General features: G+C 72.4%; 18 protein-coding genes. 14 read left to right on the top strand and 4 right to left on the bottom strand.

Annotation, left to right across the window (positions count from 1 at the left end):
• The first annotated feature begins 30 nt into the window (after positions 1-30).
• From ACFYNP_RS21695 to ACFYNP_RS21680, 4 genes are all read left to right on the top strand, one after another.
• Positions 31-1899, top strand: coding sequence for an IucA/IucC family protein (locus tag ACFYNP_RS21695; protein WP_388787335.1), 1869 nt, complete (start codon positions 31-33; stop codon positions 1897-1899).
• Positions 1900-2376: 477 nt separating this feature from the next.
• Positions 2377-3018, top strand: coding sequence for a GNAT family N-acetyltransferase (locus ACFYNP_RS21690; protein ID WP_388787333.1), 642 nt, complete (start codon positions 2377-2379; stop codon positions 3016-3018).
• Positions 3019-3078: 60 nt separating this feature from the next.
• Entirely contained in the window at positions 3079-5085 is a 2007-nt protein-coding gene (locus ACFYNP_RS21685) for an IucA/IucC family protein (protein WP_388787331.1), read from the top strand.
• A 37-nt stretch (positions 5086-5122) separates the two neighbouring features.
• The gene (locus ACFYNP_RS21680) at positions 5123-7093 is read left to right on the top strand and encodes an ATP-dependent DNA helicase (RefSeq protein WP_388787329.1); all 1971 of its coding nucleotides are present in this window, start codon (positions 5123-5125) and stop codon (positions 7091-7093) included.
• Between the two features lie 196 nt (positions 7094-7289).
• Here ACFYNP_RS21680 and lexA read toward each other — a convergent pair whose 3' ends face one another.
• On the bottom strand, positions 7290-8081 hold the full coding sequence (lexA, locus tag ACFYNP_RS21675) for a transcriptional repressor LexA (RefSeq protein ID WP_100575869.1): 792 nt from the start codon (positions 8079-8081) through the stop codon (positions 7290-7292).
• Positions 8082-8647: 566 nt separating this feature from the next.
• Between lexA and nrdR the strand changes: the two genes are divergently transcribed.
• The gene (gene nrdR / locus ACFYNP_RS21670) at positions 8648-9169 is read left to right on the top strand and encodes a transcriptional regulator NrdR (RefSeq protein WP_388420073.1); all 522 of its coding nucleotides are present in this window, start codon (positions 8648-8650) and stop codon (positions 9167-9169) included.
• Between the two features lie 153 nt (positions 9170-9322).
• Complete coding sequence (locus ACFYNP_RS21665; RefSeq protein WP_388420071.1) at positions 9323-12217, top strand: vitamin B12-dependent ribonucleotide reductase; 2895 nt, start codon at positions 9323-9325, stop codon at positions 12215-12217.
• Positions 12218-12375: 158 nt separating this feature from the next.
• Here the strand turns inward: ACFYNP_RS21665 and ACFYNP_RS21660 are convergent, their stop codons facing one another.
• Complete coding sequence (locus ACFYNP_RS21660) at positions 12376-12906, bottom strand: TerD family protein (RefSeq protein ID WP_388787326.1); 531 nt, start codon at positions 12904-12906, stop codon at positions 12376-12378.
• Between the two features lie 181 nt (positions 12907-13087).
• Between ACFYNP_RS21660 and ACFYNP_RS21655 the strand changes: the two genes are divergently transcribed.
• The 6 genes from ACFYNP_RS21655 to ACFYNP_RS21630 all read left to right on the top strand — a co-directional run bounded on the left by ACFYNP_RS21655 (position 13088) and on the right by ACFYNP_RS21630 (position 17480).
• A complete protein-coding gene (locus ACFYNP_RS21655) occupies positions 13088-13252 on the top strand; it encodes a hypothetical protein (protein ID WP_388787323.1) in 165 nt (54 codons plus the stop codon).
• Positions 13253-13415: 163 nt separating this feature from the next.
• A complete protein-coding gene (locus tag ACFYNP_RS21650) occupies positions 13416-14021 on the top strand; it encodes a YdbC family protein (RefSeq protein WP_388787320.1) in 606 nt (201 codons plus the stop codon).
• 162 nt (positions 14022-14183) lie between these two features.
• Positions 14184-14843: a histidine phosphatase family protein gene (locus ACFYNP_RS21645; protein ID WP_388420065.1), complete on the top strand. Its 660-nt coding sequence runs from the start codon at positions 14184-14186 to the stop codon at positions 14841-14843.
• 12 nt (positions 14844-14855) lie between these two features.
• Positions 14856-15773, top strand: coding sequence for an ADP-ribosylglycohydrolase family protein (locus ACFYNP_RS21640; RefSeq protein WP_388420063.1), 918 nt, complete (start codon positions 14856-14858; stop codon positions 15771-15773).
• A gap of 149 nt (positions 15774-15922) precedes the next feature.
• The gene (locus ACFYNP_RS21635; protein ID WP_388420062.1) at positions 15923-16633 is read left to right on the top strand and encodes a ribonuclease HII; all 711 of its coding nucleotides are present in this window, start codon (positions 15923-15925) and stop codon (positions 16631-16633) included.
• Between the two features lie 223 nt (positions 16634-16856).
• Positions 16857-17480, top strand: a complete 624-nt coding sequence (locus ACFYNP_RS21630; protein ID WP_388420060.1) for a hypothetical protein — start codon at positions 16857-16859, stop codon at positions 17478-17480.
• A gap of 180 nt (positions 17481-17660) precedes the next feature.
• On the opposite strand, the gene ACFYNP_RS21625 is transcribed toward ACFYNP_RS21630, so the two are convergent.
• Positions 17661-18302, bottom strand: a complete 642-nt coding sequence (locus ACFYNP_RS21625) for a hypothetical protein (RefSeq protein WP_388420058.1) — start codon at positions 18300-18302, stop codon at positions 17661-17663.
• Between the two features lie 217 nt (positions 18303-18519).
• Positions 18520-20691: a RecQ family ATP-dependent DNA helicase gene (locus ACFYNP_RS21620; protein WP_388787317.1), complete on the bottom strand. Its 2172-nt coding sequence runs from the start codon at positions 20689-20691 to the stop codon at positions 18520-18522.
• A gap of 170 nt (positions 20692-20861) precedes the next feature.
• On the opposite strand from ACFYNP_RS21620, the gene ACFYNP_RS21615 reads away from it, so the two are divergent.
• Together ACFYNP_RS21615 and ACFYNP_RS21610 are read left to right on the top strand one after the other, a co-directional pair.
• Positions 20862-22244, top strand: coding sequence for a DUF4192 domain-containing protein (locus ACFYNP_RS21615; protein WP_388787313.1), 1383 nt, complete (start codon positions 20862-20864; stop codon positions 22242-22244).
• Positions 22241-23422 carry a tyrosine-type recombinase/integrase gene (locus ACFYNP_RS21610; RefSeq protein ID WP_388787311.1) on the top strand — a complete coding sequence of 394 codons (1182 nt, stop codon included), beginning with the start codon at positions 22241-22243 and terminating at the stop codon, positions 23420-23422. The genes ACFYNP_RS21615 and ACFYNP_RS21610 overlap by 4 nt, the downstream gene beginning before the upstream one ends.
• Positions 23423-23427: the final 5 nt, after the last annotated feature.

The following is a 23427-nucleotide window of genomic DNA, read 5'->3' as shown; positions in this document are numbered from 1 at the left end:
CCACCCCACGAACACCCGAGGAAGACCGCCGTGAATCGCACCCCCGCACCCGACGCGCACGAGGCCGAAGGCCCCCTCGGCGCCCACCGCGGCCCGTTCGTCGCCGAGTCGACGACGGTGCCGCGCCAGAAGGCCGGGATCCACGGCGAACGACTGACCGGCCCGTCCGAGCCGGACCCGCTGGACGCCGCCGACCCGGAGGCCGCCGCCGAAGCGGCCGCCGTCGAGAACCTGCTGCGCTGCTGGGTGCGCGAGAACGACCTGGCCGCACCCGACGGCCCGCTCCTGCGCATCGCGCTGCCCGCCAGCGGCACCGCCCTCCTCGTGCCCGTGCGGTACTGGTCACCCACCGGCTGGCACCGGTTCGCCCGGCCCGCCCTGCACGGCGGCGCGGCCGACGCCCCGCCCGCCGACGCCGTCACCGTCGCCGCCCTCCTCGGCCGCGAGGCCGGCCCGAGCGGGGGCGCCGACCTGGTGGGGCGCGTCGCCGACTCGGTGCGCCGCACCGCCCAGTTCATCGCCGACCGGCGCACCCGCCCCGGCCCGCGCGAGTGCGCCGACCTCTTCCTCACCGCCGAACAGTCCCTCCTGCTCGGCCACCCCCTGCACCCCACCCCGAAGAGCCGCGAGGGCCTGTCCGACACCGAAGTACGCCGTTACTCGCCCGAGCTGTACGGATCCTTCGCGCTGCACTGGCTGGCGGTCGACCCCGCCGTCCTCGCCTGCGACTCCGCCTGGACCGAGGGCGGCCGCACCATCGGTGCCGCGCAGCTGGCCCTCCGGTTCGCCGACGGCCTCCAACTCCCGCCCGGAACCGTCCCGTTGCCGCTGCACCCCTGGCAGGCCCGCGACGTCACCCAGCGCCCCGCCGTCGCCGCCCTGCTGAACGCCGGGCTCCTGTACGACCTGGGGCCGCACGGCGAGCACTGGCACCCCACCTCCTCCGTGCGCACCGTGCACCGCCCCGGCGCCGACGCCATGCTCAAGCTGTCGCTCGGCGTCCGCATCACCAACTCCCGCCGCGAGAACCTCCGCAAGGAACTCCACCGGGGTGTGGAGGTCCACCGGCTGCTCCGGGCCGGCCTCGGCGAGGAGTGGCAAGCCGCCCACCCCTGCTTCGACATCGTCCGCGACCCCGCCTGGCTCGCCGTCGACACCCCCGACGGCGAGCCCCTGCCGGGCCTCGACGTGGTGGTCCGCCACAACCCCTTCGCGTCCGGTGACGATGCCGTCTGCATCGCCGCCCTCACCGCGCCGCGCCCCATGCCGGGCCGCGCCGCCACGCACTCGCGGCTCGCCGACGTCGTGGGCCGCCTCGCCGCCCGCACCGGCCGCCCCACCACCGCCGTCAGCGCCGAGTGGTTCCTGCGCTACCTCGACCAGGTCGTACGCCCGCTGCTCTGGCTGGACGGCACGGCGGGCATCGCCCTGGAGGCGCACCAGCAGAACACCCTCGTCCTGCTCGACCCGGACGGCTGGCCCGTCGGCGGCCGCTACCGCGACAACCAGGGCTACTACTTCCGCGAGTCGCACCGCGCCGCCCTGGAGCGCCGCCTCCCCGGCATCGGCGCGGCCAGCGACACGTTCGTGCCCGACGCCGTCACCGACGAACGCTTCGCCTACTACCTCGGCATCAACAACGTCCTCGGCCTCATCGGCGCCTTCGGTGCCCAGCACCTCGCCGACGAACGCGTCCTGCTCGCCGCCCTGCGCCAGTTCCTCACCAAGACCACCGGCCTCGGCTCACCCCTGCCCGCCCAACTGCTCGACAGTGCGACGCTGCGCTGCAAGGCCAACCTGCTGACCCGGCTGCACGGCCTCGACGAACTCGTCGGCCCGGTCGACACCCAGTCCGTCTACGTCACCATCACCAACCCCCTTCACACTCAAGGGACTTGACCCGTACCCACTGCTGAGAGGAGCGTCGCCGTGCCCCCCACCGATGCGAGCACCGACGCCGGCGCAGGCCCCGGCCCCCTACCGGGGGAGGCGGCCGACGACACCCTGGACCTGGAGCTGCCCGACGAACTGGTCGCCCTGCTCGACCCGGAGAACTCCGAACACTCCGGGCGCCCGGGGCAGGGCGAGCACTCGGGGCACTCCGGGCAGCGCGCGTACCCGGGGCCTGGCGAGCCGCGTGATCCGGACGCGCCCCCTCCCGGGGTACCGGAGGCCGGGCCGAGCTCCGTACCTGATGCCGGTCCGAACCCCGTACCGGCAGCCGGTCCTGGCCCTGTTCCGGAGGGCGGGCCGAGCTCCGTGCCGGCCACCGGCCCGGGCCTCGCATCGGCAACCGGTCCGAGCCCCGTGCCATGTGGAGGGCCGAGCCTCGCGCCGGGCGCGGCGACCGAAGCCGGGCCGAGCCCCGTACCGGCCATGGGGTTCCCCGGCGCCGCCCCCCGGCTGGCAGTCGCCGCCCCTCCGCCGGCCCACCCCGCCCCGCCGGGGGACCTGCTCGGCTCACCGGGTGACTGGGCCCCGGCCGCCACCTCTCTCGGCTCGTTCGGCCTCCTCCCTGTATGTCTCGACCGTGATCTCGCCCTCCTCGCCCAGTGGATGAACGACCCCGCCGTGGCCGCCTTCTGGGAGCTGGCGGGACCCGAATCCGTCACCGCCGCCCATCTGCGCGACCAACTGGACGGCGACGGCCGCAGCGTGCCCTGTCTCGGTGTGCTCGACGGAACTCCCATGAGTTACTGGGAGATCTACCGGGCCGACCTGGACCCGCTGGCCCGGCACTATCCGGCCCGCCCGCACGACACCGGTGTCCATCTGCTCGTCGGAGGCATCGCCGACCGGGGCCGGGGCGTCGGCACCACCCTGCTCAGGGCCGTCGCCGACCTGGTCCTCGACAACCGACCGCAGTGCCCCCGTGTGATCGCCGAACCCGATCTGCGCAACACCCCCTCCGTCTCCGCGTTCCTCAGCGCCGGCTTCCGCTTCCACGCGGAAGTCGACCTGCCCGACAAGCGAGCCGCCCTGATGGTCCGCGACCGTGCGCTCAGGAACCTGCTGTGAACGCCCCGCCGCTCCGCATACACCCCCAGCCCCGAATCGGTCCCACCCCGAGGAGTCTTCGTGCCGAACCCTGCTTCCCCCCATGACTCCCGCGGCCTCCCCGACTCCCGCGGCCTCCCCGACTCCCCGGTCCCGCCCGGGCTGCTGGCCCCGCCCGAGCTGAACCGCGAGGCCTGGGACCGCGCGGGACGCCTCCTCCTCGCGAAGATGATCGGCGCCTTCGCGTACGAGGAGATCGTGCGTCCCACGGTAGAACCCGCCACTGACAATCCCGGCCCGGCCCGGGAAGGCGCAGGTCAGTACGGGTTCACTCTGGACGACGGCAGTACCGTGACCTTCCTCGCCCGGCGCGGCGCCTACGGCGGCTGGCAGGTCGACCCCCATTCGATCCGGCGTACGGAGAAGGCCGAGGGGGCCCGCGGGGCCGAGGGCGCCGACGGGGCCGTACCGGACGGGCCGGTCGCCCCGGGCGGGACCGCGGCCGACGCGCCCGGCCCGGCGGCCGCCCATCACCCCCCGCCCCCCGCCCCCGAGCCGTTCACGGACCCCATCCGGTTCCTCGCGCTCGCCCGCCGGACCCTCGGCGTCGACGGCGCCACCTTCGGCCACCTCGTGCGGGAACTGACCGCCACCCTCGCCGCGGACACCCGGCTCCAGTCCACCGCGCTGCCCGTGGCCCGCCTCGCGGACCTCGGGTACGCGGAGCTGGAGGGCCACCAGACCGGCCACCCCTGGCTCGTACTCAACAAGGGACGCCTCGGCTTCTCCGCCGACGACGCCGCGCGCTGGAGCCCGGAGGCCCGCACTCCGGCCGCACTGCCCTGGATCGCCGTCCGCACCGACCTCGCCGGCTACCGGGGCGTCGCCTCGCTCGCGACCCCGGACCGGCTCTACGCACGCGAACTCGACGCCCCCGTCCGTGAGGCGTTCGCCGCCGCCCTGCGGGCCCGGGGCCTCGACCCGGCGGCGTACCTCTATCTGCCGATCCACCCCTGGCAGTGGACGGAGATGATCCTTCCGCTCTTCGCCCCGGCCGTCGCCGACCACGCGATCGTTCCGCTGCCCAGCGACGGCGACGTACGCCTGCCGCAGCAGTCCATCCGCACCTTCCTCAACCTCTCGCGGCCCGAGCGCCACACCGTGAAACTGCCGTTGTCCATCCTCAACACCCTGGTCTGGCGCGGCTTGCCGACCGAGCGCACCGTGGCCGCGCCCGCCGTCACGGCCTGGGTGCAGGGCCTGTGCGAGCGGGACGCCTTCCTGCGGGACGAGTGCCGGGTCATCCTGCTCGGCGAGGTCGCCTCGGTCGCGGTGGAGCATCCGGTGTACGACCGGGTGGCCGAAGTCCCCTACCAGTACAAGGAGTTGCTGGGGGCGATCTGGCGCGAGCCGCTGCCGCCCCGGCTCGCACCCGGGGAACGGGCCCGCACCCTGGCCGCGCTGCTGCACACCGACCCCGAGGGCCGCTCCTTCACGGCCGAACTCGTCGCCCGCTCGGGCCTCGCCCCCACGGTGTGGCTGCGGCGCCTGTTCGGCGCCCTGCTGCCGCCCCTGCTGCGCTTCCTCTACCGGTACGGGACGGTCTTCTCGCCGCACGGGGAGAACGCCATCGTCGTCTTCGACGACCAGGACGTGCCCGTACGCCTGGCGATCAAGGACTTCGTCGACGACATCAACGTGAGCGCCGAGCACCTGCCCGAGCACGACTCGATGCCCGACGACGTCCGCGAGGTCCTGCTCACCGAGGAGCCCGCCTTCCTGACCCAGTTCATTCATTCGGGGCTCTTCGTGGGCGTCTTCCGGTTCCTGGCCCCGCTGTGCGAGGACCAACTGGGTGTTCCGGAGGCCGAGTTCTGGGCGCTGGTGCGTGAGGAGATCCTGCGCCATCAGGCCCGCTTCCCCGACGAGAAGGAGCGCTACGAGACGTTCGACCTGCTCACGCCCCGGATCGACCGGCTCTGTCTGAACCGGAACCGGCTGCACACCGATGGCTACCGGGACCGGCCCGAGCGGCCGCACGCCACCGTGCACGGGACCGTGGCGAACCCCCTCGCACCTGCGGAGTGATCGGATTGTCAGTGGCGAGCCTTAGGCTGGTCCGGCTATGACGAAGCCTTCACTCCCCGAGCTCCTGCACGCCGCCGTCACCGCCGTCGGCGGCGTGGAGCGGCCTGGCCAGGTCACCATGGCCACGGCTGTCGCCGACGCGGTCGACGACAGCTCCCACCTGCTGGTCCAGGCCGGGACGGGCACCGGAAAGTCCCTCGGCTACCTGGTGCCGGCCCTGGCGCACGGCGAGCGCGTCGTGATCGCGACGGCGACGCTCGCGCTCCAGCGCCAGCTCGTGGAGCGCGACCTGCCGCGCACGGTGGACGCGCTGCATCCGCTGCTGCGCCGCCGCCCGCAGTTCGCCATGCTGAAGGGCCGCTCCAACTACCTGTGTCTGCACCGCCTGCACGAGGGCGCGCCGCAGGACGAGGAGGAGGGGCTCTTCGACCAGTTCGAGGCGGCCGCGCCCACCAGCAAGCTGGGCCAGGACCTCCTCAGGATGCGGGACTGGGCGGACGAGACGGAGACCGGCGACCGGGACGATCTGACGCCGGGCGTCTCGGACAAGGCGTGGAGCCAGGCCTCGGTGTCCTCGCGCGAGTGCCTGGGCGCCACGAAGTGCGCCTACGGGGCGGAGTGCTTCGCGGAGCTGGCCCGAGAGAGCGCCAAGCTCGCCGATGTCGTCGTCACCAACCACGCGCTGCTCGCCATCGACGCGATCGAGGGCGCCCCGGTGCTGCCGCAGCACGAGGTGCTCATCGTCGACGAGGCGCACGAGCTGGTCTCCCGGGTCACCGGCGTGGCCACCGGCGAGCTCACCCCCGGCCAGGTCAACCGGGCGGTGCGGCGCAGCGCCAAGCTCGTCAACGAGAAGGTGGCCGATGGGCTCCAGACGGCTGCCGAGGGCTTCGAGCGGGTCATGGAGCTGGCCCTGCCCGGCCGCCTGGAGGAGGTCCCGGAGGACCTCGGCTATGCGCTGATGGCGCTGCGTGACGCCGCCCGCGAGGTGGTCTCGGCGCTCGGCGGCACCCGCGACAAGTCCGTTCAGGACGAGGACGCCGTGCGCAAACAGGCCCTCGCCATGCTGGAGACGGTGCACTCCGTGGCGGAGCGCATCACCAACGGCTCCGAGTGGGATGTCGTCTGGTACGAGCGCCACGACCGCTTCGGCGCCTCGCTGCGGGTCGCCCCGCTGTCGGTGTCGGGTCTGCTCAGGGAGAAGCTGTTCGCGGACCGCTCGGTCGTGCTGACCTCGGCCACGCTCAAGCTCGGCGGCGATTTCAACGGGGTGGGCGCCTCCCTCGGTCTGTCCCCGGAGGGCACCGAGGGTGAGGACGTCCCGCGGTGGAAGGGCCTGGACGTCGGCTCGCCGTTCGACTACCCGAAGCAGGGCATCCTGTACGTCGCGAAGCACCTGGCCACACCGGGCCGGGAGGGTTCGCGCGGCGACATGATGGACGAGCTGGCCGAGCTGGTGGAGGCGGCCGGTGGCCGCACGCTGGGTCTGTTCTCCTCGATGCGGGCCGCCCAGGCCGCCGCCGAGGAGCTGCGGGGCCGCCTCGACCAGCCCATCCTGTTGCAGGGCGAGGAGACGCTGGGCGAGCTGATCAAGTCGTTCGCCGCCGATCCGGCGACCTGTCTGTTCGGCACGCTGTCGCTGTGGCAGGGCGTCGATGTGCCGGGGCCGAGCTGTCAGCTGGTGGTGATGGACCGCATTCCGTTCCCGCGGCCCGACGACCCTTTGATGAGTGCCCGCCAGAAGGCGGTCGAGGAGGGCGGCGGCAACGGGTTCATGGCGGTGGCGGCCACCCATGCCGCGCTGCTCATGGCCCAGGGAGCCGGCCGTCTGGTCCGGGCGACCGGGGACCGGGGGGTGGTCGCGGTGCTCGATCCGCGCCTGGCCAACGCCCGTTACGGCAGCTATCTGCGGGCCTCGCTGCCCGACTTCTGGTACACCACGGACCGCAATCAGGCGCGCCGCTCGCTCGCGGCCATCGACGCGGCGGCCAAGGCCGAGGGCAAGTAGCCGGGGCTCCGCGCGGGGCGGCGACGGGCGGCGGGCAGTGACGGGCGGGCAGTGACGCGCGGGGCGGCGCCCAGCGGGGCCGAGTGCCTGCGGTGCTGCCCCGCCCCCGTGGCGGGGCAGCACCGCAGGCAGGTATGGCAGGGCCCCGGGACCGGCGCAGGAGGTCCCGGGGCCCGGTTCAGAGCCGGCGGAGGGGTCAGACCCGCCGGAGCACCGCCACGACCTTGCCCAGGATGGTCGCTTCGTCGCCGGGGATCGGCTGGTAGGCGGCGTTGTGCGGGAGCAGCCAGATGTGGTTGTCCTCGCGCTTGAAGCGCTTGACGGTGGCCTCGCCGTCGAGCATTGCGGCGACGATGTCGCCGTTCTCGGCGACGGGCTGACGGCGGACCGTGACCCAGTCGCCGTCGCAGATCGCGGCTTCGATCATCGAGTCGCCGACGACCTTCAGGACGAACAGTTCGCCGTCGCCGACGAGCTGGCGGGGGAGCGGGAAGACGTCCTCGACCGACTCCTCGGCGAGGATCGGGCCACCGGCGGCGATCCGGCCGACCAGCGGCACATAGGAGGCGGCCGGCTTGCCCGCGGTGTCGGTGGGCTGGCTGCTGGGCTGGTCGGAGCCGCGGACCTCGTAGGCGCGCGGCCGGTGCGGGTCGCGGCGCAGGAAGCCCTTGCGCTCCAGGGCCATCAGCTGGTGGGCGACGGACGAGGTGCTGGAGAGGCCGACCGCCTGACCGATCTCCCGCATCGACGGCGGGTAGCCACGGCGCTGCACGGAGTCCCGGATGACCTCGATGACCCGTCGTTGCCGGTCGGTGAGGCCCGAGCTGTCCGCCCTGATTCCTGGGGGCCGGCCTGGCAGGGAGCGGGCGGGCCTTGTGGCGTCCGCCCCCTGGTTCGTGACTGCGTCGTTCATGGCATGCACCGGCTCAAGTCGGGTCTGGGAGCGGTCCTGGGCAGTGATGGTGGCACTGTCTGCGGTGGTGGTCACGTCGGCCCCTCTCGAATTGGTCTCCCTAGCTGGACAACGGTAGTAGCTTTCGAAAGGTTGCGCCAAACACACGTTCGAGTGAAAAATCGCAGAACGCGCTACGCGGCCCTGGGGGTGGGTGTATGTGCGAGTCCTGACGAGGGGCCCGTCGAACGGCAATTCGGTCCATTACGGTACCCTTCACCGCTGAGGCGGACGCTTGGCGACCTGCCTCCAGGGGACCGTTCCGGCGGCCGCCGCGTGTCGCGTGCGACGACGGCGTGCCGCGGCACAGTCTGTCATCCGGCACCCCGCGATCCGGCACTGCGACGCGCTTCCCGTAGGGTCCTCGACGGCCGGAAATCGGCGGATCGGGGTCGTGGCCGAGGTCGGGGCGCACGACACGCGGTAGGGCCGGATAAGCGGCAAAACCCTAGATCTAGTGGTTGGATTGGTGCAGCCACCCAGAAGTTGTGGTCCTGGTCCTTCAGGGCCGTGGTCATCACCTATGCTGGTGGTCGCTTCGCGGGCGGATTTCCGGGCCTGGTGAGGCTATTCAGTCGTGCTGTGAAGGAGGGTTGGGAACCATGCACTGCCCCTTCTGCAGGCACCCCGACAGCCGTGTCGTCGACAGTCGTACGACCGACGACGGCACGTCGATCCGCCGGCGCCGCCAGTGCCCCGACTGCTCCCGTCGCTTCACGACGGTGGAGACGGCCTCGCTGATGGTCATCAAGCGCTCCGGCGTGACCGAGCCCTTCAGTCGTACCAAGGTCATCTCCGGCGTCCGCAAGGCGTGCCAGGGACGGCCGGTCACCGAGGACGCCCTCGCCAAGCTCGGCCAGCGGGTCGAGGAGGCGCTGCGCGCCACCGGAAGTGCCGAGCTGACCACCCATGACGTGGGTCTGGCCATACTCGGCCCCTTGCAGGAGCTCGACCTCGTCGCGTACCTGCGCTTCGCGTCCGTGTACCGGGCGTTCGACACCCTCGACGACTTCGAGGCGGCCATCGTGGAACTCCGCGAGCGGCAGCCCACCGGGGACCAACCCGACGAGTGCGTGGCCGGCGCGACCCCCGAGGTCCCCGTGCCCGCCACCGCTGCCGACTGACCGGGGGGCCCGCGGGCCCGCGGTCGCCGATCGGCGGCAATCCAGGACCTGCCAGGGGTGCGTTTCGGCTGCGCCCGTGGCAACAGACAAGCACCGTGCCTTGGGAACATTCAGGCACTTTTGGGCGTTTTTGCCCGCGTATGGGAGGCGGCAATGACAGAGACGGCGAGCGGCCCGGCACGAGGTTCCCGAGCCAAGGGATCCAAGGCCACCAAGGGTCTGCGTATCGAGCGCATCCACACCACCCCCGGCGTGCATCCGTACGACGAGGTGTCCTGGGAGCGCCGTGACGTCGTCATGACCAACTGGCGCGACGGCTCGGTCAACTTCGAGCAGCGTGGCGTCGAGTTCCCCGACTTCTGGTCGGTGAACGCGGTCAACATCGTCACCAGCAAGTACTTCCGCGGGGCCGTCGGCACCCCGCAGCGCGAGACCGGTCTCAAGCAGCTCATCGACCGGATCGTCAAGACCTACACGAAGGCCGGCGAGGACTACGGGTACTTCGCCTCGCCCGCCGACGCCGAGATCTTCGAGCACGAGCTGGCGTACGCCCTCCTGCACCAGATCTTCAGCTTCAACTCGCCGGTGTGGTTCAACGTCGGCACGCCCCAGCCGCAGCAGGTCTCGGCCTGCTTCATCCTGGCCGTCGACGACTCCATGGAGTCGATCCTCGACTGGTACAAGGAAGAGGGCATGATCTTCAAGGGCGGCTCCGGCGCCGGCCTGAACCTCTCCCGCATCCGCTCCTCCAAGGAACTGCTGTCCTCCGGCGGCAACGCCTCGGGCCCCGTCTCCTTCATGCGCGGCGCCGACGCCTCGGCCGGCACCATCAAGTCGGGCGGCGCCACCCGCCGCGCGGCCAAGATGGTCATCCTCGACGTCGACCACCCCGACATCGAGAACTTCATCGAGACCAAGGTGAAGGAAGAGGAGAAGATCCGCGCGCTGCGTGACGCGGGCTTCGACATGGACCTGGGCGGCGACGACATCACGTCCGTCCAGTACCAGAACGCGAACAACTCGGTCCGTGTGAACGACACCTTCATGAAGGCGGTCGAGCAGGGCGGGAAGTTCGGTCTGACCTCCCGCATGACCGGTGACGTCATCGAGGAGGTCGACGCCAAGTCGCTCTTCCGCAAGATGGCCGAGGCGGCCTGGGCCTGCGCCGACCCCGGCATCCAGTACGACGACACCATCAACCACTGGCACACCTGCCCGGAGTCCGGCCGCATCAACGGCTCGAACCCGTGCAGCGAGTACATGCACCTGGACAACACGTCCTGCAACCTCGCGTCCCTGAACCTGATGAAGTTCCTCAAGGACGACGGCCTGGGCCACCAGTCCTTCGAGGTCGAGCGCTTCGCCAAGGTCGTCGAGCTGGTCATCACCGCGATGGACATCTCCATCTGCTTCGCGGACTTCCCGACGCAGAAGATCGGCGAGAACACCCGCGCCTACCGCCAGCTGGGCATCGGCTACGCCAACCTCGGCGCCCTGCTGATGGCCACGGGTCACGCGTACGACTCCGACGGCGGCCGCGCGCTCGCCGGTGCCATCACCTCCCTGATGACCGGCACCTCCTACAAGCGCTCCGCCGAGCTCGCCGCGGTCGTCGGCGCGTACGACGGTTACGCCCGCAACGCCGAGCCGCACCAGCGCGTCATGAAGCAGCACGCCGACGCCAACGCCGCGGCCGTGCACGTCGACGACCTGGACAACCCGATCTGGGCCGCCGCCACGGAGGCCTGGCAGGACGTGATCCGGCTCGGCGCGAAGAACGGTTTCCGCAACGCGCAGGCCTCGGTCATCGCGCCCACCGGCACCATCGGTCTCGCCATGTCGTGCGACACCACCGGCCTGGAGCCCGACCTCGCGCTGGTCAAGTTCAAGAAGCTGGTCGGCGGCGGCTCGATGCAGATCGTCAACGGCACGGTGCCGCAGGCGCTGCGCCGCCTCGGCTACCAGGAGGAGGCGATCGAGGCGATCGTCGCCCACATCGCCGAGAACGGGAACGTCATCGACGCCCCCGGCCTGAAGACCGAGCACTACGAGGTCTTCGACTGCGCCATGGGTGAGCGTTCCATCTCCGCCATGGGCCACGTCCGCATGATGGCGGCCATCCAGCCGTGGATCTCGGGCGCCCTGTCCAAGACGGTCAACCTGCCGGAGACGGCGACCGTCGAGGACGTCGAGGAGGTCTACTTCGAGGCGTGGAAGATGGGCGTCAAGGCGCTCGCCATCTACCGCGACAACTGCAAGGTCGGCCAGCCCCTCTCCGCCAAGACCAAGGAGAAGGAGAAGGAGGCGGTCACCGCCAAGGCCGAGGACACCATCCGCACCGCGGTCGAGAAGGTCGTCGAGTACCGCCCGGTCCGCAAGCGCCTGCCCAAGGGCCGCCCGGGGATCACCACCTCGTTCACGGTCGGTGGCGCCGAGGGCTACATGACCGCCAACTCCTACCCGGACGACGGTCTGGGCGAGGTCTTCCTGAAGATGTCCAAGCAGGGTTCCACCCTCGCGGGCATGATGGACGCCTTCTCCATCGCCGTCTCCGTGGGTCTTCAGTACGGCGTGCCGCTGGAGACGTACGTCTCGAAGTTCACCAACATGCGCTTCGAGCCGGCCGGCATGACGGACGACCCGGACGTCCGGATGGCGCAGTCGATCGTCGACTACATCTTCCGCCGCCTGGCGCTGGACTTCCTGCCGTTCGAGACCCGCTCGGCGCTCGGCATCCACTCCGCCGAGGAGCGCCAGCGCCACCTGGACACCGGCTCCTACGAGCCGGCCCTGGGCGACGACGAGCTGGACGTCGAGAGCCTGGCCCAGTCCGCCCCGCGCCAGACCGAACCGCTGAAGGCCGTGGCGGCTCCGAAGGCCGTCGAGACCGCGGCCCCCAAGGTCGCGCACAACTCGGCCGAACTGGCGGAGATGCAGCTCGGCGTCAGCGCCGACGCACCGCTCTGCTTCTCCTGCGGCACGAAGATGCAGCGGGCCGGCTCCTGCTACATCTGCGAGGGCTGCGGCTCGACCAGCGGTTGCAGCTGACACCGCGTCGGCACCTATGGGTGAGCGCACCGCGCTGACCTGAGCACAGCGTCCTGGGGGGACCGGCACACGCCGGTCCCCCCAGTCCGTTTCCGTCGGGTGCTGTCCGTCGTGCGCCGTCAGCTGCGGGCCGGCAGCTGTGTGCTGCGGACAAGGACTCAGGCGGGTGATGCGCCCATAGCGGCGATGTAGGCGTCCGGGTCAAGGGTGAATCCGCGGACGTCCGCATGGAACTCCCACGCGCCCGAGGCACCCCGGACGAACTCCGCGACCGTCGCCGCCCGCGCCCCGGCGAGCTCCTCGAAGCCGTGCCGGGACAGCTCGGTGTAGCCCTCGCGGATGCGGACGCCGGGATCGGCCACGTCGCCGAAGACGAGAGGCCCGGCGGCCTGCTGGATGACCACGCCGACCACGACGCGCGAGTGCCCCTCGGGCATGCGGCCCAGATCCACGGTCATGACCTCGTCGTAGCCGAGGCCCTGGCCCGTACGGCTGTCCCGGTCGAGGGAGATCGTGCCCTCGGGGGAGCGCCGGTCGAAGTACACCGAGTAGGCGGCCGGCCCGTGGGGCGCCGCCGCCGTGTAGACCGCCGCCACCAGATCCAGGTCGTGGGCCGGGGAGCCGAGCGGGCTCGGGTCCCATCGCAGCGCCACCTCGACCGTGCCGAGCCCCTTGCCGATACCGCTCATGCCCACGCCCTCCCCAGGTCCGTCGCCCCCGCGCCCCTCCATGCTGTCACGCTCCGTACGTCCTGCGGGGCGAAGTGGCCACCGCATCAAGGGGGTTGGACCGCCACGCCGGGTCGGCGCGCAGCCCCGGCCGGCCCGTGCCGCCGGACATGAAGAGCCGCTGCCGCCCATCACCCACTCCGTGGGCCACGTGGTGGCGCGGCGGCCCGCGCCCGGGGTGCGCCGGGCGCGGGCCCGCGACGCGCTCACCACCGTTCGTGGGGACGGCGCCGAAGAGCGCCGCCGGGTGGCCGCGGCGGCGCTCGCGGGGGTGTTGTCAGTGGTCTTCGATATCGTGATGGACTAGGAAGATCTCGTACAACTGGGGGCGTTGACAGGAGGGTTGGACGACCGGGCGGGCCGTATTGGCGTTCGGTAGTGGACTGGGGTTCGGGGCGCACGGCATATTCCCGCGGACATAGTCCGCCGGAGCCTGACGGGGGTGCGGTGGTGCGCCGTACGATGGCGCGGTGCTGGTCAAGTGGAGTCGCTGCACCGTGGTGGACCGCCGCGGTTTCGAGCGGGGACAGCGGAAATGGGCGGGGCTGCTCGGCGAGCCCGGTTTCCGGGGGCAGGGCGGCGGCTGGAGCCGGCGGCGGCCGGAAGTGGCCCATGTCTTCGGCTTCTGGGAGAGCCGGGCGTTCTACGACTCCTTCATGGCGCGGGCGAACGACCGGCTCGCCGCCGCCCAGTCCGGCACGTTCAAGGACATCGAGACCAGGCTCTTCGACCACCGCTTCGACGTGAAGACCGGCTTCGAGCCGCGCTTCACCGACGCGGACGTGGTGCGGGTCGCGCACTGCACGGTGCACGAGGACCGGGTCGAGCACTTCGCGCTGATGCAGCAGCGGGTCTGGAACCCGGCGATGGCGGGCTCTCCGGGCATGCTGCGCGGGGTGTTCGCCGAGGCGCCGGGCCATGAGTTCCTGGTGCTCTCCATGTGGCGGTCGGCCGCCGAGCGCGGCAAGTACCGGGCCGACCGGGTGGAGCGGCTGTCCCTGCGCGCGGAGACCGAGACGGACGTCGCGGCCCTGACCGGCGACGTCGTGCAGCTCGACGGGGACTGGACGGTCTGACACCCGGCCCCGCCGCGGGGCCGGCGCGATCCCCGGGGCAGGTCTGCCTCCGGCCCCCCGCCGCCCGGAATGGGGCGGTCCGGGGTGCTTCGGGCGGCGTCTACGCCGGATGGAGGCCGGACAGGTGCTCGATCCCGGCGCGGGCGATCTAGGGTTTGTGTCATGGCAAGACCACGGCGCATCGTCCTCGTCCGGCATGGCGAGTCGGAGGGCAATGCCGACGACACCGTGTACGAACGCGAGCCCGACCATGCGCTGCGGCTCACCGACGCCGGGCTGCGCCAGGCCGAGGCGACGGGGCAGCGGCTGCGGGCGATGTTCCGGGACGAGGGCGTCAGCGTCTACGTCTCGCCCTACCGGCGCACCCACGAGACGTTCCGCGCCTTCGGCCTAGACCCCGCCCAGGTGCGCGTCCGCGAGGAGCCCAGGCTGCGCGAGCAGGACTGGGGCAACTGGCAGGACCGCGACGACGTCAAGCTGCAGAAGGCCTACCGGGACGCGTACGGCCACTTCTTCTACCGGTTCGCCCAGGGCGAGTCGGGCGCCGATGTCTACGACCGGGTCGGGGCGTTCCTGGAGAGCCTCTACCGCAGCTTCGAGGCGCCCGACCACCCGCCCAACGTGCTTCTGGTGACCCACGGGCTCACCATGAGGCTGTTCTGCATGCGCTGGTTCCACTGGAGCGTGGCCGACTTCGAATCGCTGTCCAATCCGGGCAACGCCGAGACCAGGACGCTGCTGCTCGGACCGGACGGGCGGTACTCGCTCGACCGGCCGTTTCAGCGGTGGCGTGCCCCCGAGCCGTACGGGATCACCGGATAGAGTGGCTGCGCGATGACCGCTGACTCCTCCACAGAATCACTCGACACGCGCTTCGTACGCGCCCTGGACAGCCTGCGCGGCCTGTCCGTCGGGGACGCACTGGGTTCCCAGTTCTTCGTCCCCGCCCACTACCCCCTCCTCAAGCGCCGGGAACTGCCCGAAGGCCCCTGGCAGTGGACCGACGACACCGAGATGGCCTGCTCGGTGCTCGCCGTGCTCGCCTCGCACGGCCGGATCGACCAGGACGCGCTCGCGCTGTCCTTCGCCCACCACCACGACTTCGACCGCGGCTACGGCCCGGCGGTCAACCGGATGCTGCGCCTGGTCCGCGAGGGCGGCGACTGGCGGACCCTGGCCTCCGCCCTGTTCAAGGGCCAGGGCTCCTGGGGCAACGGCTCCGCCATGCGGATCGCGCCGCTCGGCGCCTGGTACGCGGACGACCCCGAACAGGCCACGCACCAGGCCGAGATCTCCTCGTACACCACCCACCAGCACCGTGAGGCGGTCGTCGGAGCGATGGCGGTCGCGGCTGCGGCCGCCCTGGCCGCGGCCCCCGCGGGTCCTCCCGCGCCGGGTGATCTCCTCGACGCGGTGATCGCGCTCGTGCCGCGCAGCGCGGTGGGCGCGGGGCTGCGGCGGGCGCGCGACATGCTCGACTACGACGACGCGGCGACGGTGGCCGCGGTGCTCGGCTCCGGCCGGCGCACCAGCGCGCACGACACCGTGCCGTTCGCGCTCTGGTCGGCGGCGCGCGGACTCGGCGACTACGAGCGGGCGTTCTGGACTACGGCGCAGGTCGGCGGCGACGTCGACACGACCTGCGCGATCGTCGGCGGAGTCGTCGCGGCGGCTCCCGCGGGAGCGCCCCCGGCCACCTGGCTGGAGCGCACCGAGGCCCTGCCGGACTGGGTCCCGGCCGGCACGGGCTGACGGGCGGCCCGCGCGCGCCGAGCTCGGCCCGGGCTCGGCCCGAGCGCTTCCTGGGAGCGCCCTGAGCGCCGCCTGGGAGCCGCTTGCGGACGGTCCGGGGCGACCTGGGTGTCGCGGGCGGCCCCCGGCGGCGTAACCTTGCAGGCGCCATGCCGTACGAACCACCCACCCACAGCGTCGAGCGCTCGATTCGCGCCACCACCGGCGCCAAGATCGTCGCCGGTGTCGACGAAGTCGGACGCGGGGCGTGGGCCGGTCCCGTCACGGTCTGCGCGGCCGTCACCGGACTGCGCCGCCCGCCGCTCGGGCTCACCGACTCCAAGCTGATCAGCCCCAAGCGCCGCACCGAGCTGGCCGCGGTCCTGGAGGGCTGGGTCACCGCATACGCGCTCGGTGACGCCTCGCCCGAGGAGATCGACGAGCTCGGGATGACCGCCGCCCTGCGGCTCGCCGCCGTGCGCGCCCTGGAGGGGCTGCCGGTGCGGCCGGACGCGGTGATCCTCGACGGCAAGCACAACTATCTCGGCCTGCCCTGGCAGGTCCGTACGGTGATCAAGGGCGACCAGTCCTGCATCGCGGTCTCGGCCGCCTCGGTGATCGCCAAGGTGCGCCGGGACGCGATGATGGCCGAACTGACGGGCGCCCAGGGGGAGTACGCGGGATTCGGCTTCGCCGAGAACGCCGGGTACCCCTCGCCCGTCCACAAGGCGGCCCTCGAAGAGCAGGGCCCCACCCCCTACCACCGGCTGTCGTGGTCGTATCTGGACGCGCTGCCCCGGTGGCGGCATTTGAAGAAGGCGCGGCTGTCCGCTGAGGCGGCCGCACTCGAAAGCGGGGGACAGCTCGGCTTCGACTTCTGACCCGGAGGACGGGCGGGGACCCCTGGGTTCGCGGTCCGTTGTCCGCAGGGTGCGGCCCCGTTCGCGGAGCCTTTCGGTCCGTTTCCCGGACGCGCGAAAGTCCCCTCTCGCGTCCTGAAATCCCTGGACTTTCCCGCCCAGTTGCGGGGAGACTCCGCCACGATCGCACCTTTGTGCCCACCCGCCGGTGACGCCTTCACCGGCATTTGATAGACATCCACTCATGCCTCTCATCCCCGAGGAGCCTCAGATTCACGAGAGTGCCCAGGGTCCCCGCGTCACCCCGGCCGCCGGCCGCACCGCGCAGACCCCTCGCCCCGTACCCGGCCCGCGTACCGCGGCCGCACCGCGTCCCGGACGTCCGGGCCCCGGCCCGGCCCGGCCCACGCCCCCCGCGCAGCGCTCGCACACCTCCGCCGCGCCGACCCCGCCGTCCGGGCCGCCGAGCCCGTCCGGTCCGCAGATCCAGCTGATCCCGGCCCCCGCCGACGGCGCGCTCGACGCCGCGGGCGAGGCGGTGGACCTGCTGCTCGACACCGGCCGAGCGCCGGGCGACATCCTGGTCCTCACCACCGGTGAGCAGCACCCGTGGGCGGCGCACGAGCTGTCCTTCGGCGAGGACGCCTACTGGGCCCAGCACGACGCCCGGGACGACGTCTTCTACGCCGCCGCGGCCTCGGTCGAGCGGGCCTCGGCCCGCCCGGTGGTCGTCGTCGCCGTCAACGGCGACGGGGCCGAGGACTCGGCGGCCCGCGCACTGCCGCTCGCCCTGGCCCGCGCCGGGACGCTGCTCATCGTGTGCGGCGACCCGCAGCGCGTCAACGCGGCGCTCGGCGCCGGAGTCTGATCCGGCACGGCCGGTCCGATCGCCGGGCCCCGCGCGCCCGACCGGGCGCGCGGGCCGGCCATCCCGAGGCGATCGGTGATGCGATGACGACCGATGGAGCGGTGACGACCGGCCGCGCCGCGAGGCCGGCCGGGCCCGATCCCGGGCAGGCCGGGTTCCCGGCCCTGCTGCCGAAACGGTTCAGCGTGCGGCGGTGCGCCGCAGCATGTCCACCGCGGCGGTGCCCGAGCGCAACGGCAGCGGTTCGGTCAGTTCGTTGCCGGCGTCCGCCAGGGAGCCGGGCCCCGAGATCGAGCTGGGGCGACGGCCGCCGCGCCCCTCGCCGAGCACCTGCCAGCCGTCGCGTGTGAGCGTGATGTACGCACCGCAGCGCAGCCCGTGCAGCGTGCAGGCATCGCGCAGACCCCACATCCAGGCCCCGTCCTCCTCCGTCCACCGCTCGTCGCCGTCACGGCAGTAGAGCAGTACGGCGGTACGCACCGGGGTCCGGCGGCGCAGATCGTGCGGGATGACCCGGCGCAGCTGCGCGAGCAGCGCGTTGCGGAACTCCCAGCCGTCGGCCGGAGCCGCGCGACGGGCGAACGACGCGCTGGCGGCGAGCCGTTCCTCGTGGTCGAGGACCGCGACGACGGCGGTCGTGGGCGTCGGCCGGTGCCGGGCGTGCAGCCCGCTGACGACCTCGCGCGGATTGCGCAGCAGCGGAATGCCGGCGGCGGCCCACTCGGCGGGCTCCAGGATCCGCCCGAAGCGGTTCGCGGAGTCGGCCGATACGCGGGTGGACGCTGCTGCCGAGGCGGCGGACGGAGCGAATCCGAAGGTCACGGTCCTCCCTTCCGAATACGCGCCCACGGTGCGGGCGGCGCCGGGTGGGGGCGCACCGCGGCACAGCCCTTCAGGACCACAGGGGGACCGTGCGGGGGCGGCTCCAATTCTTCCCGCCGCGAGGTCGGGCGGCAACGAGCAATTGACGTCGCTGACCTGAATCGACGGGTATGGCACTCATATCCCTGCCCAGCGGCACCCCCGGCCACCCCTGCTCTCACGCCTGGACCGCGAGGACCAGCGGGAACACCCCCTCGGCTCCGGAGCGGCGCAGCAGCCTGGCGGCGACCGCCAGCGTCCAGCCCGTGTCGGACGCATCGTCGACCAGGAGCACGGGGCCCCCGGTTTCGGACAGGGCGGCGGACAGTGCGTCGGGGACGACGAAGGCATCGTGCAACGCCCGTACCCGCTGGGCGCTGTTGGACTGCGCGATCCGTTCGCCCGCCGGGCCCTCGGCGTATTCCAGGGACCCGAGCAGCGGCATCCGGCCGATCTCCGCGATCCGCGCGCCGAGCGAGGAGACGAGCGCCGGCCGCGTGCGCGAGGGGAGCGTCACGACACCGGCCGGCCGGGGCGGCGCGTCGGGACCGCCCGAGGCCCAGCCGCCCCTGCCCCTGGCCCAGTCGGCGAGGACGCTCACCACGGCCTGGACCACATCGTCGGGCACCGGCCCGTCCGGGGCGCCGGGCGCGAGCATCGGGCGCAGCCGGTTGCCCCAGCCGATGTCCGAAAGACGCCCCAACGCCCTTCCGGAGAAGGCCTGTTCACCCGCCGGGATACGGCCCTTCAGATCGATGCCGATCGCCGCGAGCCCGGTGGGCCACATCTTGCGGGGCTCCACCTCCACGCCCGGCCGGGTCAGCTCGCCGCGCGCCTCGTCCAGCGCCGTGCCCGACACATCGGCGGTGAAGCGGGCCCCCGCGCAGTTGTCGCAGCGCCCGCACGGCGCCGCCTGGTCGTCGTCGAGCTGGCGGCGCAGGAACTCCATCCGGCAGCCCGTCGTGGAGGCGTAGTCACGCATCGCCTGCTGCTCGGCCGAACGCTGGCGGGCGACCCACGCGTACCGCTCGGCGTCGTACGTCCAGGGCCGTCCCGTGGTCGTCCAGCCGCCCTTGACCCGGTGGACCGCGCCGTCCACGTCGAGCACCTTCAGCATCGTCTCCAGACGGGTCCGCCGCAGCTCCACCAGGGGCTCAAGGGCGGGCAGCGACATCGGCCGCTCACTGTGTGCCAGCACGTCCAGGGTGCGCCGCACCTGCTCCTCGGGCGGGAAGGCCACCGACGCGAAGTACTTCCAGATCGCCTCGTCCTCGCGGCCGGGCAGCAGCAGCACCTCCGCGTGATCCACACCGCGGCCCGCGCGGCCGACCTGCTGGTAGTAGGCGATGGGGGAGGAGGGCGAGCCGAGGTGGACCACGAAGCCCAGGTCCGGCTTGTCGAAGCCCATGCCGAGCGCGGAGGTGGCGACCAGCGCCTTGACCCGGTTGGCGAGCAGATCGTCCTCGGCCTGCTGGCGGTCCGCGTTCTCCGTCTTGCCGGTGTACGAGGCGACGGTGTGCCCGCGACGGCGCAGATACGTGGTGATCTCCTCGGCCGCCGCGACGGTCAGCGTGTAGATGATCCCGGAGCCCGGCAGCTCGTCGAGGTGGTCGGCGAGCCAGCCCAGGCGATGCGCGGCGTCCGGCAGCGAGACCACGTTGAGGCTGAGGCTCTCGCGGTCCAGGGGGCCCCGCAGCACCAGCGCGTCCGAGCCGCCGCCGGTGCCGAGCTGCTCGGCCACATCCGCCGTCACGCGGGCGTTCGCGGTCGCGGTGGTGGCCAACACCGGGACGCCCGGCGGCAGTTCGGCGAGCATCGTGCGGAGCCTGCGGTAGTCGGGCCGGAAGTCGTGACCCCAGTCGGAGATGCAGTGCGCCTCGTCCACCACCAGCAGGCCGGTGGCCGCGGACAGCTTCGGCAGCACGTTGTCCCGGAAGTCCGGGTTGTTGAGGCGCTCCGGCGACACCAGGAGCACGTCCACGGCGCCCGCCGCGACCTCCTCCTGCACGGTGTCCCACTCCTCGGGGTTGGCCGAGTTGATCGTCCGGGCCGTGATGCCCGCCCGGGCGGCCGCGTCGACCTGGTTGCGCATCAGGGCGAGCAGCGGCGAGACGATCACGGTGGGGCCGGCCCCCTGGGCCCGCAGCAGCGCGGTCGCCACGAAGTACACCGCGGACTTGCCCCACCCGGTGCGCTGCACCACGAGCGCCCGCCGCTTGTCGGCGACCAGCGCCTCGATGGCCCGCCACTGGTCCTCGCGCAGCCGCGCGGTGCCGGTGGCGTCCCCGACCAGACGGGCGAGGACGGTGTCGGCCTCGGTACGCAGTTCCGCGTTGCTCGTGTGCTCCATGCCCCCATACAACAGGACGGGTCCGACAATCGCGGACCGGAGCGTTCCCGAGCGGCCCGCGGGCATGCGGGGGCGGGGTGGCCGGTACTTGTATGACCAGCGCTTTTGTCCTGTGGACAACGTTATCCACAGGGGTGGTGGGAGCTCCGGGACCGCGCGACCCTCGGGACATGCGAGACATGAACGAGCACGACGACTCCCACGACTCCCACGACTCCCGGAACACTCCGACCCACGACTTCGGGCTGCGAGCGCCCGGGGTGCGCGACTCCGGGCACCCGGGGCCCGAGCCCCACCGCGCGGAGGCCCACGAGGCTCACGGCGCGGAGGCCCACGAGCCCCACCGCGCGGAGACCCGCGAGCCTCTTGGCGCCGAGGTCCGCGGTCCTCGGCACCACGGGCCCGAGGCTCCCGACCCCGCGTTCCACGACCCCGCCGCGCACGGCTCACCCGCCGAGCCCCGGATCACCCTGCGCGGACCGGCCGAACTCGCCGACGCGCTGCCGTACTTGCTGGGCTTCCACCCGACCGACTCGATCGTGCTGGTCGCGCTGCACGGCGGGAGCGGGCGGTTCGGCGGCCGGGTCAGGGTCGGGCTGCCCGCCTCGCCGCAGGAGTGGCCCGACATCGCCGACCAGCTCGCCGACTGCCTGGTGACCGGAAGCGAACGGCGCGGCCCCCGGCCGGACGGCATCGTCGTCTTCCTCTGCCAGGATCCCGCGGCGGACGGTACCGGGCGCCAAGTGATGGAACGGCTAAGGCCGTTGGCCCAGCGGCTCCGCACCGCGTGCGGCGGCCTCGACGTCCCCGTGCGCGAAGCGCTGTGCATCTCCGACGGCCGTTACTGGTCGTACTGCTGCCCCGACACCCGCTGCTGCCCCGCCGAGGGAAGCGTGCTCGCCCTGCCGGGCACCTCTGTGATGGCGGCGGCCGCGACCTATGCGGGCATCCAAGTCCGGGGCTCCTTGCGGGAGATGGAGGAGCGGCTCACGCCGTGGCGGTCCCCGGTGGCGGTGGCCGAACAGGAACGCGCGCTGGACGCGGCGGCCGCGGCGATGTTCCCCCGCATCCTGGGCGACGGCGACCGGCGGACCGTGGCCGACGAGACGCTGGACCTGGCGGCCCGGCTCATGCGGCGCATCGCGGACGCGCCGATGCCGCCGCGCGGCACGGACGCCGTCCGCGCGGCCGGCCGGAGCTCCGGGGGCCTGCTGCTCGGGGGGAACGCGGCGGACGAACTGGACGACGGGCTCATCGCCCACGACGAGGCGGCGGCCGTGATCCTGGGCCTCCAGGACCGTACGACCCGTGACTGGGCCGCCGAATGGATGGAGGAACCCGACGCGGGGCCCGCCCTGCGCCTGTGGCGAGCGCTGGCCCGCCGCTGTGTCGGACCGTACGAGGACCATGCCGCCGCGCTGCTCACCCTGGCCGGCTGGGTGTCCTGGTCAATTGACTGCACCAAGTTGGTGATCGACTCGACTCGGCGGTGGTGGTTGTCGAAGATCGCGGCGTGTTGCCACATGAGACCTCCAGGGTTCACAGAGACGTGATAGATGGGCGGGTACGGCTGCCCCAGATCGGGGCGGTGGTCGCCGGGGATAGAGAGTTGCTGCCATGGGTGGCGATCGACGGGGCAGGGCGGCCGATCCCACCGGTCAGCAGCTATCTGCTGGACCGGATGCTGGGTGATGTCAGCCCGCTGACCTGCCGGAGTTACGCCTACGACCTCCTGCGCTGGTTCCGGGTGCTCTGGGCGGTGGACACCGGTTGGGAGCAAGCCACCGAGTCGGAGGCCGCGGTGCTGGTCGGCTGGCTGCGGTCCGCAGGCAATCCGCAGCGCAAGCGGCGTCAAGGTGGGTACGCGGCGGGGACGGTGAATCCGAAGACCGGCAAGCAGACGCTGCGGTCGGGCTACGCGCCCGCGACGATCGCGCACAACCTGTCGGTGATCCACGGCTTCTACGCCTTCCACATGCACTTCGGCCGCGGGCCAGCGGTCAATCCGGTCCCGGAGAACCGGGCCCGTCGGGCCTCCTTGGCCCACCGGGCACCGGATGAGGTCCGGGCCCAGTTCCGCCGCGGCCGGCTGCGGCCGAAGGTCCCGGTCCGCAAGCCGAAAGCGATCCCTGACCAGCAGTGGAACGACCTCTTCGAGCAGATGCGATGCAGCCGGGACCGCGCTCTGCTGTCCTGCTACACCGCCTCCGGCGCCCGCGCGTCCGAACTGCTGGGCGTCCAGCTCGGTGACATCGACTGGACCAAGGGCCAGCTCTGGGTGATCTCCAAGGGAACCCGGGAACGGCAGCCCGTCCCGGTCTCCCCGGAGGCCCTGGCCTACCTCGCCGCCTACCTCGAAGAGGCCGGACTCCCGGAGACCGGCGAGGTGATCTGGCGGACCCGCCGCGGCGAGACCAGGCCGCTGACCTACTGGGCGGCCCGCCGGGTCATCCAGCGGGCGGACGAAAGACTCGGCCTGAACTGGACCCTGCACGACCTGCGGCACACCGCCGCGACCCGGATGGCCAGGGACCCGAAACTGACGCTGGTGGAAGTGCAGTCGATCCTGCGACACGCGCACGTCACCACCACCGCCCTCTACACGACGGTCGGCCTGGACGACCTGATCGACAAGCTCGCCGAGCACTACAGCCGCCCGCCGGAGCCGACCGGCTGGACGCAGAAGTACGCCGCTGACGATTTTGAGGCGGTGTTCGGTGCCGGGAAGTAAGGTCG

The organism is Streptomyces sp. NPDC006691 (genome assembly GCF_042869955.1).
Taxonomy (GTDB): Bacteria; Actinomycetota; Actinomycetes; order Streptomycetales; family Streptomycetaceae; genus Streptomyces.
This window is presented reverse-complemented; position numbering and strand designations above follow the sequence as displayed.

Excerpts from the sequence above, each read along its gene's own strand:
- ACFYNP_RS21690 (WP_388787333.1), top strand. The coding sequence starts at position 2,377 with ATGGGGTTCCCCGGCGCCGCCCCCCGGCTGGCAGTCGCCGCCCCTCCG.
- ACFYNP_RS21680 (WP_388787329.1), top strand. The coding sequence starts at position 5,123 with ATGACGAAGCCTTCACTCCCCGAGCTCCTGCACGCCGCCGTCACCGCC.
- nrdR (WP_388420073.1), top strand. The coding sequence starts at position 8,648 with ATGCACTGCCCCTTCTGCAGGCACCCCGACAGCCGTGTCGTCGACAGT.
- ACFYNP_RS21640 (WP_388420063.1), top strand. The coding sequence starts at position 14,856 with ATGACCGCTGACTCCTCCACAGAATCACTCGACACGCGCTTCGTACGC.
- ACFYNP_RS21630 (WP_388420060.1), top strand. The coding sequence starts at position 16,857 with ATGCCTCTCATCCCCGAGGAGCCTCAGATTCACGAGAGTGCCCAGGGT.
- ACFYNP_RS21665 (WP_388420071.1), top strand. The coding sequence starts at position 9,323 with ATGACAGAGACGGCGAGCGGCCCGGCACGAGGTTCCCGAGCCAAGGGA.
- ACFYNP_RS21660 (WP_388787326.1), bottom strand. The coding sequence starts at position 12,906 with ATGAGCGGTATCGGCAAGGGGCTCGGCACGGTCGAGGTGGCGCTGCGA.
- ACFYNP_RS21615 (WP_388787313.1), top strand. The coding sequence starts at position 20,862 with ATGCGAGACATGAACGAGCACGACGACTCCCACGACTCCCACGACTCC.
- ACFYNP_RS21645 (WP_388420065.1), top strand. The coding sequence starts at position 14,184 with ATGGCAAGACCACGGCGCATCGTCCTCGTCCGGCATGGCGAGTCGGAG.
- ACFYNP_RS21635 (WP_388420062.1), top strand. The coding sequence starts at position 15,923 with ATGCCGTACGAACCACCCACCCACAGCGTCGAGCGCTCGATTCGCGCC.
- ACFYNP_RS21620 (WP_388787317.1), bottom strand. The coding sequence starts at position 20,691 with ATGGAGCACACGAGCAACGCGGAACTGCGTACCGAGGCCGACACCGTC.